This is a genomic window from Streptomyces sp. KL116D (genome assembly GCF_030766975.1).
Classification (GTDB): domain Bacteria; phylum Actinomycetota; class Actinomycetes; order Streptomycetales; family Streptomycetaceae; genus Streptomyces; species Streptomyces longispororuber_A.
On the sequence record NZ_JASERH010000136.1, the window covers coordinates 543,352 to 556,851 of the forward strand.

Consider the following 13,500-nt stretch of genomic DNA (forward strand, 5'->3'; position numbering starts at 1 on the left):
TCTCGCTGTATGGCGGTTGTGGTGTCGGCCGGATTGACCGGGCCGGGGTGGCATGCCACCTTCTGGGCATGTCGAACTCTGAGCGGCACCCTGCGTCGGCGGATGCGGACCGGGCGCGGGTCGGCACCGCGTACTACTTCGAGTACGGTCCGCCCGGCCGTCTGGACCTCGACCTCGACCTGATCGCCGGGGCGGGGCTCTCGCTGATCCGGGTCGGCGAGTCCGTCTGGTCCACCTGGGAACCGTCCGACGGCCGCTTCGACCTCGGCTGGATCGTGCCGGTCCTGGACGGCGCGCACCGGAGGGGCCTTCGGGTGCTGCTGGGGACGCCCACGTACGCGGTGCCGCCGTGGCTGCAGCGGGCCCACCCGGAGATCGCGGCGGTCCGCTCGGACGGGTCCCGGGTGCCGTGGGGCGGCCGGCAGGAGGTCGACTTCACGCATCCGGTGTTCCGTCGGTATGCCGAGCGGATCGTGCGACGGATCGTGGGCGCGCACACCGGGCACCCGGCGGTCGCCGGCTTCCAGGTGGACAACGAGCCGGGGCTCCACCTCCTGCACAACGAGGGCGTGTTCGCGTCGTTCGTCGCACGACTCAAGGAGCGGTACGGCACCGTGTCGGCGCTCAACGAGGCGTGGGGTCTGACCTATTGGTCGCACCGCCTGTCGTCGTGGGACGAGCTGTGGGAGCCGCGGGGCGACACGACGCCGTCGTACGACCTGGCGTGGCGGCGCCACCAGGCCGAACTGACGGCGGAGTTCGTCGCCTGGCAGGCCGGCATCGTGCGCCGTCTCGCGCACCCCGGCCAGTACGTGACGACGTGCCTGGCGGTGACCCGGCCCGCCGTCGACGAGGAGGCCGTGTGCGCGACGCTCGACGTGACGGCGGGGAACGTCTACTACGCCGCACAGGACGAGCTGGCGCTGCCGGACCCGGGACGCCGGCACGAGGGCGGCTGGTTCGGGCAGGGCGTGTGGCAGCTGTACCAGTCGGCCGACCGACTGTGGGGCGCACGCCAGGAACCGTTCCTCGTCACGGAGACCAACGCGACGTCCATCGGCGGCTCGCACACCAACCACCCGCCGTACTCCGGCCAGTTGCGCCAGGTCGCCTGGGCGCTCGCGGCGCGGGGCGCGCGCCTTGTCCAGTACTGGCACTGGCACTCGCTGCCCTTCGGCGCGGAGACGTTCTGGGGCGGCATCCTCGGCCACGGCTACGAACCGGGGCGCATCCTCGACGAAGTGGCCCGGACGGCCCGGGAATTCGAGGCAGCGGGCCGGGAGCTGACCGGGCTCGTGCCGGACGCGGACGCCGTGTTCGTGCGGTCGGTCGACAGCGACTGGGCGATGCAGTGCCAGCCGCCCCTGGCGCGACCCGGCACGTCTGCGCCGGACCCGGGCTCGTACGGCCGCATCTTCGGGACGTTCTACCAGGCCTTCTTCGACGCGGGCGCCCAGGCGCGCATCGTCTCGCCCGACCAGCTGCACCAGCTCCTGACCGGGACGGGTGCGGTGCCGCGCATGCTGGTGGTGCCGGCCCTGTACGTCGCCGACGACGAGACGCTGACGCTGCTCGACGGCTACGCGCGCTCCGGCGGGCACCTCGTGCTGACCTTCCGTACCGGATACGCCGACGAGGAGGCGCGGGCACGCTCCATGGTGGCGCCCGGGCTGCTGCGGAAGGTGGCCGGGGTGCGCTGCGAGGAGTACGCGAACCTGACCGGGCCCGTGCCCCTGGCAGGGACGCCGGAGCTGGACCTGGGCCCCGGCGCGCAAGCCGAGGGATGGGTGGACGCGCTCGTCGAGGAGGGGGCGCGACCGCTGGCCCACTACCGTCATCCGCACTTCGGGCAGTGGCCTGCGGCGACGGTGCGCGAGCACGGGCGAGGCCGGGTGACCTGGGTGGGGACGCTGCCGGACGCGCAATCGGCGCGCGCCCTGGCTGCGTCCGTGGCGGGCGGGGCGACGCGGCGTGCGCCGTGGGAACCGCTGCCCGCGTCGGTGACGGTCACCTCCGCCCGCAACTCCGACGGCGCCCGGCTGTGGTTCGTGCACAACTGGAGCTGGCAACCGGCCCGGGTCACGGTGCCGGAAGCGGTCCGGGACGTGCTCGGCACGGAGCGTCTGGCGGCCGGTGAGGCGCTGGGTCTCGGACCGTGGGGCGTCCGGGTGCTGTGCGCACGGTCCGGTCACGATGCGGCCCCCGGGGCAATGGTGCGCAACAACAGCACGAACGACCGTCCGGAGGGCCGCAGTTGATGCTCGTCCAGGGGGCCGGGGCCGCAGGAGGCGCTGCCGAGGCCGTGCTGACCGACGTCGATGTGCAGATGGACTCGGCCGTCGGGGACGAGGTCGCAGGGGTGCGCGGCGGCTTCGAGGGCCTCGGTGCTCCAGGGGCGGACGGTGAGGCCGAAGGGCCGGTCCGGGTCCGCGGCCTCGACGCGCAGCCCGGCCCCGGTCGCCGGGTCGGTGAGTTCGGCCCAGCGCACGGCGGCGCGGCGGCCGTTCTCCTGGGGTACGACGTAGGGCGTCTGGAGCCCGGCCAGGTCCGAGGTGAACAGGCCCACCCGCGCCGCCTGTTCACTGTCCGGGTAGGCCTCCCCGGGCCCCTTGCCGTACCAGCGCACCCGCTGGAGCGTGCCGGGCAGGGTGAAGCGGATCCCGGCCCTGGGCAGCGTCAGGTCCCGCCACGGACCGTCCGGGGCGATCTCGACGGCCAGACGCAGTGCGTCTCCCTCGGCGGTCCACGTGTGGCGCAGGACCAGCCCGTGCGGGAGTCCTTCGGGGGCGTGGCGGACGACGCCGGGCGCCAGGGTGCGGGGCACGAGCCGGTCGAGGCCCGCCGCCCGCCACGAGCGCAGCACGGAGTTGTCGCCCATGCCGCGGTCGTTGTCGGTGGGGGCGCGCCACACGTCCAGGTGGGGCCCGTCGAAGGGAGGCGGAGCCACCGGCCGCGACGGGTGCGCTGAGGGCGGCGCGGGCGGGCGGGGCAGGCGCGCCTGCGCCCAGGCGATCTCCTGACCCGCCCCGGCCCACGGTTCGTCCGCGGCCAGCACGGCGCGCACGGTCAGCCAGGCCTCTCCCCCGCCCACGGCGGGCAGGTCGGGCACGGAGATCTCCCCGGTGTCCCGTGCGGCCACGTCGGGCGTCTTCAACTCGCCCCGCGCGCACGGCACCCCTTCGACCTCCAGGGTCCACAGGAAGCGCAGGTGCGCGAGGTCCCGCACGTCGTACCTGTTCCGGACGCTCACCCGGCCCGCCACGAGGTCGATCGCCATGCGTACGGGTTCGAGGGCCTTCCGGTAGGCGGCCAGTCCCGGGGACGGCGTGCGGTCGGGGCGGATCAGCCCGTCGACACAGAACGTGCCGCCGTGCGGCCGGTCGCCGAAGTCGCCGCCGTACGCGAAGTACTCCCGGCCGTCCTCGGTGGTGCGGCGGAATCCGTGGTCGATCCACTCCCAGACGAACGCCCCGGCGCACCGCGGATGCCGCTCCAGCACCTCCTGGTAGTCCTCCAGTGAGCCGGGGCCGTTGCCCATCGCGTGGGCGTACTCGCACAGCAGGAACGGCTGGCCCCTCCTGCGCTCCTCCAGTTCGGGCAGCCCTTCCGTCTCCGGCGGCGCGTCCTCGGCGCAGCGGCCGATGCGGTCGACCTCGGCGACGGGCGCGTACATGAGGCTGTAGAAGTCGGAGTGCCGGTAGGTGCGGTCGCGTTCGTAGTGCAGGGGCCGGGAGGGGTCGCGGTCGCGCGTCCAGGCTTCGAGGGCGGCGAGGTTCTCGCCCGCGTGGCTCTCGTTGCCGAGCGACCAGATGACGATGCTCGGGTGGTTCTTGTCGCGCTCCACCATGCGGCGCATCCGGTCCAGGAGCATCGGCCGCCAGCGCGGGTCGTCGACGGGGTTGCCCTCCCATGCCGCGTGGATGAAGCCGTGGGTCTCGATGTCGCACTCGTCGACGACCCACAGGCCCAGTTCGTCACAGAGGTCGAGGAAGGCCGGGTGGGGCGGGTAGTGGGCGGTGCGGACCGCGTTGACGTGGTGCTGCTTCATCAGGAGCAGGTCGGCGCGCATCGTGTCGACGGTGAGGACGCGGCCGTGGTCGGGGTCGTGCTCGTGGCGGTTGACGCCGCGCAGCAGGACGGGGCGGCCGTTGACGGTGAAGCGCCCGTCGACGACGGCGACCGTGCGGAACCCGATCCGCAGCCGGACCCGCTCCCCCGCGGACGCCAACTCGGCTTCGTACAGGCGGGGTTGTTCGGCGCTCCAGGGCGCGACGCCGGGCAGGGTGACGGGTTCGTCGGCCGGGTGGCCGTGCAGGCCGAGTTCGGGGACGGAGACGCGGGCGGGCAGCGGGGTGTCGATGCGCAGGTGCCCGAGGCGCCGCTCGTGGTCGTAGCCGGCGTGCACGAAGTAGTCGTCGATGCCGTCCGCGGGGCGTTCCAGCAGGGTCACGTCGCGGAAGACGCCGGGCAGCCACCACATGTCCTGGTCCTCCAGGTAGCTGCCGGACGACCAGCGGTGGACACGCACGGCGAGGTGGTTGCGGCCGGTGCGCAGTGCGGTTCCCGCAGCGAACTCCGACGGGAGTCTGCTGCCCTTGGACATGCCGAGCTCGCGGCCGTTCAGCCAGACCTTGAAGCACGAGTCGACCCCGTCGAACCGCAGCACAGTGCCGTGCCGGCGCCATCCCGCGGGCAGGTCGAAGACACGGTGATGGTCACCGGTCGGGTTGGCGTCGGGGACGTGCGGCGGGTCGATGGGGAACGGGTAGGCGGTGTTGGTGTAGCGGGGCGTGCCGTGACCGTGCAGCACCCAGTGCGACGGCACGGGCAGCGGGGACCAGGCGGGGTCGGCGGGCGCGGGTCCGGCGAGGAAGTCGAGCGGCGCGTCGGCGGTCGGCGAGAGCCGGAAGGACCAGGTGCCGCAGAGGTCGAGCCGGGCGGCGTCGGAGGGCGGCGGCGCGACGCGGGGCGGGCGCAGGCCCAAGCCCGGGGTCAGGTCCTCCCAGTACGGCAGCGCTTCCGTGGCGTCCGGCATCAACGGCCCGTCCCCTCTTGACTTTTGACCTGCGTGGCATCTCCATGGACACAATGGAGACATATACGGAGATACCGGCTGGAAGCGTGCGACTGCTTCCGCATCTCGGCCGCATCGACTACCTGGACGTCCCCAACCCCTTCGCCCAGCGCCTCGCCCTGGTCAGGGCGTATCTCATGAGCCTGGACAGCGACTGCCTGCTGCGCGCCCACCGCTTCGAGGCCGGCCTCTTCGCGCCGGGCGCACCCGCGCCGACGACCGCCTGGCACGGCGGCTGGGAGGCCCTCTACTCGCAGCTGCGCGGCCACTTCCTCGGGCACTGGCTGTCCGCCGCCGCGCGCCTGTGCGCCACGGCCGCCGACGGCGATCCGGTGCTGCGGGCCCGCGTCGACGACGTCATCGCCCAACTCGACCTGCTCCAGCGGGAGAACGGCGGCGCCTGGGTGTTCTCGATCCCCGAGAAGTACCTGCACCGCATCGCCTCGGGCCGGCCCGTGTGGGCACCGCACTACACCGTGCACAAGACCCTGATGGGCCTGATGGACGCCCACCGCCTGCTGGACAGCAAGGTCGCGCTCGACACCGTGGTGCGGGCCGCGCCCTGGTTCCACCGCTTCACCCAGGACCTCGACCGGACCGCGCTCGACGATCTGCTCGACCACGAGACGGGCGGCATGCTGGAGGTGTGGGCGGACCTGTACGCCGCGACGGGCGACAAGACGCATCTCGACCTCGTCCGCCGCTACAACCGGCCGCGCCTGTTCGAGCCGCTGCTCGCGGGCGACGACCCGCTCACGAACCGGCACGCGAACACCACGATCCCCGAAGTCCTCGGCGCGGCACGGGCATTCGAGGCGACCGGCGACGAACGGTGGCGGGCCGTCGTCGAGGCGTACTGGCGGTGCGCGGTGACCGACCGCGGCCGGTTCGCGACGGGCGGGCAGACCAGCGAGGAGGTGTGGACACCACCGCACGAGTTCGCCGCCCGCCTCGGCACGCGCACCCAGGAGCACTGCGTCGTGCACCACATGATCCGGCTGGCCCACACCCTGCTGCGCTGGACCGGAGACCTCGCCTACGCCGACCACATCGAGCGCACCGTCCACAACGGCGTCCTCGCCCAGCAGCATCCGCGGACCGGGATGCCCGCCTACTACCTGCCGCTGCGGCCCGGCTCGGTGAAGAAGTGGGGCACGCCCACCGACAGCTTCTGGTGCTGCCACGGCACGATGGTGCAGGCCCACACCCTGCACACCGCGCACGCCTGGTACCTCCACGGCGACGGGAGCGGGCTGCTGCTCGCCCAGTACGTGCCGTCCACGGTGCGGTGCGAACTGCAAGGCGTTCAGGTCGAGTTGGAGCAGCGCCCCGACACGGGGATCGGTTCGCACATCACCGCGGGCGGGGCGTCGGGGGCGGTGCGGCGGCCGGCCCGTTGGGCCGTGGAGGTGGTGGTGCGGGCCCGGCGGCCCGTGGAGTTCACGCTCGGGCTGCGGGTGCCGGAGTGGGTGACCGGTCCCGTGACGGTCGAGGTCGACGGGGTGCCGCAGCCGGCGCCCGACGGGCCGGGGCTCGTGGAGGTACGCCGGTCCTGGCACCGGCAGACGGTGCGGATCGAGCTGCCGACCGGGCTGCGCGCCGAGCCGCTGCCGGACCGGCCCGACACCGTCGCGTTCCTCGACGGGCCGGTGGTGCTGGCGGGCCTGTGCGACGAGGAGCGTGAGCTGGTGGGGGACGTGACGCGCCCCGAGTCGTTCCTGGCTCCCGACGAGGAGCGCGAACCGTTCCGCTGGAGCGGCGCGTGGCGGGCCCGCGGGCAGAGCGCCGGACTGCGGTTCGTTCCCCTGCACGAGGTGACCGACGAGCGGTTCGCGGTGTACTTCCCGGTGCGGCCCGCCCCGCTCACGCATCGGGACCCCACTCCCCCGGCACCGTGAACTCGTGACTGCCGGGCGGTACTTCGCGAACGTCGCGGCCGCCGCCCGGCAGCGGCAGCTCCACCCGTGAGTCCGCGCCGGGCGGCAGGGTGACGGTGAGCCGGAACGCTTCGGGCGTCCGGTGCCAGGCCACGGACGCCCGGCCGCGCGGGGTGTCGTACCAGGCGCTCGCACAGGTCAGTTCGCCGACCGGGGCGGGCCGGACCACGATCCGCTCGTACGCGACGGAGTCCGCGGCCTGCCGCAGCCCCGCCAGCGACCCGGTGAGCCATTCGGCGGCGGCGCCCAGCATGTAGTGGTTCTGCGAGGAGCCGCGCGTGGGCCCGTCCCAGCGTTCGGTCAACGCGGTCGCGCCGTGGGCGAGTTGATACCCGTAGCTGGGGTTGTCGGTACGGCTGAGCAGGTCCAGGACGACGTCGTCACGGTCGCCGTCGGACAGCACGCGCAGCAGGGACGGCAGGGCGATCTCGCCGACGGTCACGTGGTCACCCGCCGCCCTGATGCCCGCGACCAGGTGGTCGAGGACGGCCGCCCGCTCCTCCTCCGGCACGGCGCCGGCGGCCAGCGCGAGCGCGTCGCAGGCCTGGCTGCCGCTGCCGTACGTGGGGTGGCGCGGGTCGGAGAACTCGGCGTGGAAGGCGCGGGCGACGGCGGCGGCGCGGGCCCGGTGGGCGGCGGCGTCCCCGGTCCTGCCGATCGCTTCGGCGATGTCGCCGAGCGCGGCGAGGATCCGCTGGAGGGCGAAGGTCGCGGTGACGGCCTTGGGCGTGGAGTCGTCGAACGCGATCCAGTCGCCGAGGCCGTGCTCCAGGATCAGTCCCGCGCCGTCGCGGGAGCGGGAGTCGAGGTGGGCGAGGTAGCGCAGCATGTGCGGGTAGTGGGCGCGCAGGGTGGCGGTGTCGCCGTAGGTGCGGTGCAGCCACCAGGGGGCGAGGACGATCGCGCCGCCCCAGTTCGCGTCGTCGCGGAACTTGTCCTCGAAGACGGTGTACTCGGGGGCGATGTCCGGGACGAGTCCGGTGTCGGTCTGCGCGTCGGCCATGTCGCGGACGAGTTTGCGGTAGTACGCGGCGACATCATAGCCACCCACGACGGCGGGGAACACGAGGTGGGCCTGTTCCAGCCAGCCGAGCTTCTCGCGGTGCGGGCAGTCGGTGAGGACGCTGTACATGTTGCCCTGCACGGCCCGATCGATGAGGCGGTGGATGCCGTTCAGCAGGTCGGACGAACAACGGAAGCCGCCCGCCCGGGTGTTGGCGACACGCATCACCTCACCGCGCACCGCGTCCGGGGCGGGTGGTGCGGGCAGCCCTTCGACCTGGAGGTAGCGGAAGCCGTGGTAGACGGTCGCCGGGTGCCAGCTCTCGCCGTCCGGGTCGCCGCGCAGGGTGTAGCGGTCGAAGCAGGGGGTGCCGGTGAAGCGCTGGTTCACCGTGCCGTCGGGGGCGAGGAGTTCGGCGGGGCGGATCACGACCGAGGTGCCCGCGGGACCGGTGACGTCGAGGCGGGGGCGTCCGGCGATGTTCACGCCGAGGTCGAAGACGTGGACGCCGGGCCGGGGTTCGCTCAGGGCGACGGGGGTCAGGGTCTCGACGACCTCGATCGGTGGGTGGGCCCGCGCGGTCAGCGCCACCGCTCCCGGCAGGGGCGCGGCGACCGCCGGACGCCATCCGCCGCGGTCGGCGCCGGGGCGGTGCCAGTCGGCCTGCTCCAGGCGTGCGTCGTGCTCCTCGCCGCCGAACCAGGCCGAGACGGTGACGGGACCGGGCGCGGCGGACCAGTGTTCGTCGCTCACGAGGGTCGTCGACGTGCCGTCGGCGAACTCGGCGTACAGCAGGACGAGAGCGCGCGGGTCGCCGTGGTCGGCGCGCAGTTTGGTGTAGCGGCCGTCGGTGTCGAGGACGCGCGCGATGCCGTTGCCCAGGCTGATGCCAACGGTGTTGGGCCCCGCGCGCAGGGCGTCGGTGATGTCGTACGTGGCGTACAGCAGACGCTGGTCGTAGGCGGTGCAGCCGGGTTCGAGGAGGGCGTCGCCGGCCCGGGTGCCGTTGACGAACGCCTCGTACACGCCGAGCGCGGTGGCGTACAGGCGGGCCCGCACCGGGGCGTCGGGCAAGGTGAAGTCGCGTGCGAGCAGCGGCAGTCGGTCGCCCGCGCCCAGGCCTGGTGCCGTGATCCACCGAGCGCCCGACCAGTCGTCCTCGGTGGGCAGGCCGGTCTCCCAGGTGGCGGCGGCGCTCCACGGCGAGGGGCCCTCGTCCCCCCAGACGCGCACCCGCCACCACACGCGTTGCCGGGCGCCCGGAGCCTTCCCCGCGTAGCGGACGCCGGCGTGCGCCGCGCCGGGTAGCCGTCCGCTGTCCCACAGGTCGCAGGTGCCGGCGGCGAGGAGCCCTGGAGCGGTCGCCGCCTGGATCTGGTGGGCCCGTTGGGTTCCTGTCGTCACCATCCAGGCGAGGTCGGGGTGTTGCTGGTCGATGCCGAGCGGGTCGGAGAGGTGGTCGGTGCGCAGGGTGTGCGGGGCGGCGGTCATGGGGCGGGCTCCCTGGGGGCAGACGTGGTCGGTACGGCTCCGGTGCGGCCGGCGGCCCGTTCGAACAGGTCGACCGGTCCGGCCTGACCGCCTTTGAGGAGCGCGGTGACACCGTTCAGGGCCGGGTCGGCGAAGGTCGGTCGGACCAGGGCCGCGCCGGGGGCGAGCAGCGTGTCGATCTCGGCGGTGCGGGCGTCCAGGCGGCGCAGCACACGGCCTGCGGTGTCGCCGCCCGCCACGACGAGCCGGGTCGCCCCGGCGTCGGTGACGGCGGTGCGGGCGGCGTGCGCGAGAGCGTCACCGAGGGTGTCCCCGGGGTCGGTCCCGCTGTCGGGGCCCGCGTGGACCACGGCGCCGGGCACCTCTCCGTCCAGGGCTGCGGATACGGCGTCCCGTAGACGGGCGAGCGCGGCAGGTGTGGTGTCGCAGCCCAGCCTCGGGTCGACGGGCACCTCCACGGTGCGCCAGCCGCGGTCACGGGCGTGGGCGATCTGGGCGGCGGTGCGCGGGGCCCGGCTGCCGGAGACGACGAGGGTGAGGGCGGGCGAAGGCGCCTCGTACGGTCTCGTCACCGTTGCTCCGGCCAGGACTTGGGCCACGGCCAGGGTGAGGCCGCCCGAGCCGATGGCGAACCGGGCCGGCTCGTCGACTTCGGAGGCATCGGTCGTACCGGCTGCATCGGTGGCATCGGTGGTGAGGACGAGCCGGGCCGCGTACCGGGCGTGCGCGACGGTCAGCGCGTCGAGGACGACCACGCCCGGCGCGTCGGCGAGGACGGCCTCGTAGCGCGATCTGGCCTGCGCGAGGGGCAGTTCGTAGGCGCTTACGTCGAGCGAGGCGACGGGAAGCCGGGTCTGTCGTGCCAGGTGGCGGCGCAGATCCGACTCGGTCATGGGGGTCACCGGGTGCCGGGACATGGTGGGCTGCCGGTCGAGGCGGTGCACGTGGCCGTCGTCGTCGGTGGCGAAGTGGTGGCCGAAGACGGTGTGGCGGCCGAAGTCGGGCTGTGCGGCGAGCAGCGGGACGGGCGCGGCGCCGAAGACGTCCCGGCCGATCTCCGCGGCTCGTCCCAGGCTGCCCCGGTGCGGGGCCGAGTCGGCGGTGGAGCACATCTTGTACTGGACGAACCCTGCGCCGGTCGCGCGCAGCGCTTCGAGCGCGGGCCCCACCTCGGCGGCCATGGCGTCGGTGGACAGGACGCGGGCGGTGCCGGCGAGGCCGATGACGTCGCCGACGGGAGCAAGCGACGCGGCGTCGCGGCCCGCCCAGGAGAAGACCAGCGTGCCGCGCAGTCCGGCCCGATGGCACTGCGCGAGGGCGTCCGTGGAGCCCGTCACGTCGTCGCCGTAGAACGCGAGGCGGGGCCGAGGGGTCATGCGCCGAACCGTTCGAGGGCGCGGGCGAGCGGCCGGTCGCGGGCGGCGCGCCGGTCGAGGGACTCGCCCGTCACGGCGGCGTGCCAGGCCGAGCGCATGGCCGCGACCCCGTCGGCGGGCCCGTCCGGGTGGGCGTGGATGCCGCCGCCCGCGAGCACCAGCAGGTCGGTGGTGCCCAGGAGCCGGTAGGTGCGGTGGGCAAGGCCCGGGTGCTGGCCGGAGGACAGGACGGGCAGCGTCTCGTAGCCGTCGAACAGCGGGGTGCGGACGGCGCGCACGGATGCGGCGACGTCGGCGTCGGACTCGTAGAACTTGCTCGCGACACCGCCCACGTGCAGCTGGTCGACGCCGACCAGGCGGGCCAGCTTCTGGAAGACGACCGGGCCGAGGCCGATCTGCGGGCTGCGCAGCAGGGCGCCGCTCATCGCCCGGTGGCCGTGGATCGGCAGGGTGCTGCGGCGGCGCAGGTGCGCGACGCCCGCCGGGCCGACGGTCTGGACGCACACCATGACGCAGGTGCCGCCCGCGTCCCGCACGAGGTCGTGATGGGCGGCGAGGCGGTCGATGTCGTCGGTGATGTTGAAGGCGTACATGGTGCGCCGGCCGGTGCGGCGCGCGGCCTTGTCGAGTTCCTCGGTGACCACGGCGACGCGGTCGCGCAGCGGGGCGTGCGGCGGGTTCGCGGTGAGTTCGTCGTCCTTGATGAAGTCGATGCCGGCGCGGGCGAGTTCGCGGACGAGGGTGCGCAGCGCGTCCGGGTCGAGGCCGATCCCCGGTTTGACGATGGTGCCGATCAGGGTGCCGTCGGGCCTGCCGACGAGGTGCCGGGTGCCGGCGACGCCGAACGCGGGGCCCGGGTAGCGGCGGGCGAACGCGGACGGCAGGTCGAGGTCGACGAGGCGTACGGCGGCGAGCTCGCGCAGTTCGAAGAGGTTGCCCGCGACGGCCGCGAGGAGGTTCGGCAGGGAGGGGCCGAAGTTGTGGAGCGGGAACGCGATCCGGACGCGGGCCCGGTGCGGCACGGTCGTGGCGCCCGAGGGCGGTCCGGCGGCGCCGGGCAGCGGCGGGAGACCGTCGTCGGGCAGCTCGGTCACCTCGATGACGCGTGCCCCGAAGCGTTCCCGCAGCCGTGCGGACTCACCGGGTACGCGCACGAACGTGCCGGTCGACTGCTCGCCGGCGAGGATCTCTGCGGCTTCCGGGGGTGGCAGATGGGTCGCGATGTCGTAGGTGGCCAGCACGTGTGCGGCGGTCATCAGGGCCTCCTCACTGTTCGGCGCGGGTCAGCGGGTCGACGGGCCAGCCAGGAAGCGGGCCGGCCAGTCAGCGGGTCGACGGGCCAGCCAGGAAGCGGGCCGGCCGGTCAGCTGGTCAACGGGACGGATCCAGGCGGTACTTGACGGTGTCGTGGCCCTCGTCGAACGCCTCGAAGACGTCCTGTGCGGCATCGAGGGGCACCGCCTCCGCCGTCGTGAGCGGGCGTACGTCGAGCGTGCGGGCTCCCACGGCACGGGCCGCCGCCCGGAAGTCGTCGGGGGTGTACAGGCAGGCGCCCCTGACGTGGATCTCCTTGAGGACGAGCGGGTTGAGGGCGGCCGTGACGGGCCGGGCGAACATGGGCAGGACGATCACGGTGCCGCGCGGGCGGCACAGGGTGAGCGCCTCGTCCAGGCAGGTGGGGTGGCCGGAGGCGACGACGACCGCGTCGAAGGCGTCGGCGAGCCCCGTGAGGTCCTCCGTGCCGACGTCGCCGACGCGGCGGGTCCGGCAGCCCGAGAGGTGTCCGGCCAGCGTCAGGGCCGCTTCGCGCACATCGCTGACCAGGACGTCCGATGCCCCGTGGAGCCGGGCCGTGGCCGCGGTGAGCGCGCCGACGGCGCCCGCGCCGAGCACCGCGACCCGGCTGCCGTGCCGGACGCCGGCCGCACGCACGGTGTGCCATGCCACGGCGGCCGGTTCGATCAACGCGCCCTCGTCGTAGGTGACTTCGCCGTCGAGCGGGATCAGCGTCTCGGTGGGCAGAGCGACCTGGGCGGCGAGCAGTCCCGGCAGTCCGGCGCCGGGCACTCTGCGGTGCGGGCACAGGTGGGCGAGTCCGCTCTCGCACCGCTCGCAGTGGCGGCAGGCGGCCAGGGGCAGGACGGCGACGCGCGTGCCCTCGGCCGGCCCTCCGTCGGACGCGGCGCGCACGATGCGGCCCGCGCCCTCGTGGCCGAGGACGACGGGCGGACTGCGGAACGGGTGGTGGCCGCGGAACGCGGCGAGGTCGCTGCCGCACAGGCCGACCGACCGCAGCTCGACGAGCGCCTCGCCCGCCGCGGGCCGCGGAGCCGCGGCCCGCTCGACCTCGATTCTCCGGACCTGTCTCAGTACGGCTGTGCGCATCAGCCCTCCGAACCGTCTCCGTCCACCCGATCCGAGCAGCTGGCATGCCACCTGGCGCGAGCGGTTGTCCGGAACCGTAAATCCGGTACGACGCCCCGTCAACACCCCTGCTTGGTCGACGAGTTGGCTCTGTCCTGCGCTTTCTGACCTCTTGACGCTCCTCGTCGGCCGCGCCTAGCGTTCTTGACGTTCGCCCTCATCAGCGCTCCTCCGGACTCCGAGACGGCGAGATCC

Annotated in this window: 7 protein-coding genes; 2 read left to right on the plus strand and 5 right to left on the minus strand. The window is 74.0% G+C overall.

The features are described from left to right. Positions 1–68: 68 nt before the first annotated feature. Entirely contained in the window at positions 69–2,258 is a 2,190-nt protein-coding gene (locus RBJ77_RS51150) for a beta-galactosidase (protein WP_372351217.1), read from the plus strand. Here RBJ77_RS51150 and RBJ77_RS51155 read toward each other — a convergent pair. Beyond that, positions 2,189–5,035, minus strand: a complete 2,847-nt coding sequence (locus RBJ77_RS51155) for a glycoside hydrolase family 2 TIM barrel-domain containing protein (RefSeq protein ID WP_372351218.1) — start codon at positions 5,033–5,035, stop codon at positions 2,189–2,191. The genes RBJ77_RS51150 and RBJ77_RS51155 overlap by 70 nt on opposite strands. A gap of 86 nt (positions 5,036–5,121) precedes the next feature. Between RBJ77_RS51155 and RBJ77_RS51160 the strand changes: the two genes are divergently transcribed. Then, positions 5,122–6,972 (plus strand): beta-L-arabinofuranosidase domain-containing protein, encoded by a 1,851-nt coding sequence (locus RBJ77_RS51160; RefSeq protein ID WP_372351219.1) that lies wholly within the window; start codon positions 5,122–5,124, stop codon positions 6,970–6,972. Here RBJ77_RS51160 and RBJ77_RS51165 read toward each other — a convergent pair. The 4 genes from RBJ77_RS51165 to RBJ77_RS51180 all read right to left on the minus strand — a co-directional run bounded on the left by RBJ77_RS51165 (position 6,938) and on the right by RBJ77_RS51180 (position 13,266). After that, positions 6,938–9,505: a family 78 glycoside hydrolase catalytic domain gene (locus tag RBJ77_RS51165; protein ID WP_372351220.1), complete on the minus strand. Its 2,568-nt coding sequence runs from the start codon at positions 9,503–9,505 to the stop codon at positions 6,938–6,940. The two genes, RBJ77_RS51160 and RBJ77_RS51165, sit on opposite strands and share 35 nt — an antisense overlap. Next, the gene (locus tag RBJ77_RS51170) at positions 9,502–10,881 is read right to left on the minus strand and encodes a four-carbon acid sugar kinase family protein (RefSeq protein WP_372351221.1); all 1,380 of its coding nucleotides are present in this window, start codon (positions 10,879–10,881) and stop codon (positions 9,502–9,504) included. The genes RBJ77_RS51165 and RBJ77_RS51170 overlap by 4 nt, the downstream gene beginning before the upstream one ends. Beyond that, a complete protein-coding gene (locus RBJ77_RS51175) occupies positions 10,878–12,137 on the minus strand; it encodes a RuBisCO large subunit C-terminal-like domain-containing protein (protein ID WP_372351222.1) in 1,260 nt (419 codons plus the stop codon). Before RBJ77_RS51175 ends, RBJ77_RS51170 begins: the two co-directional genes overlap by 4 nt. 115 nt (positions 12,138–12,252) lie before the next feature. Next, a complete protein-coding gene (locus tag RBJ77_RS51180; RefSeq protein WP_372351223.1) occupies positions 12,253–13,266 on the minus strand; it encodes a zinc-binding dehydrogenase in 1,014 nt (337 codons plus the stop codon). Between the last annotated feature and the right edge of the window lie 234 nt (positions 13,267–13,500).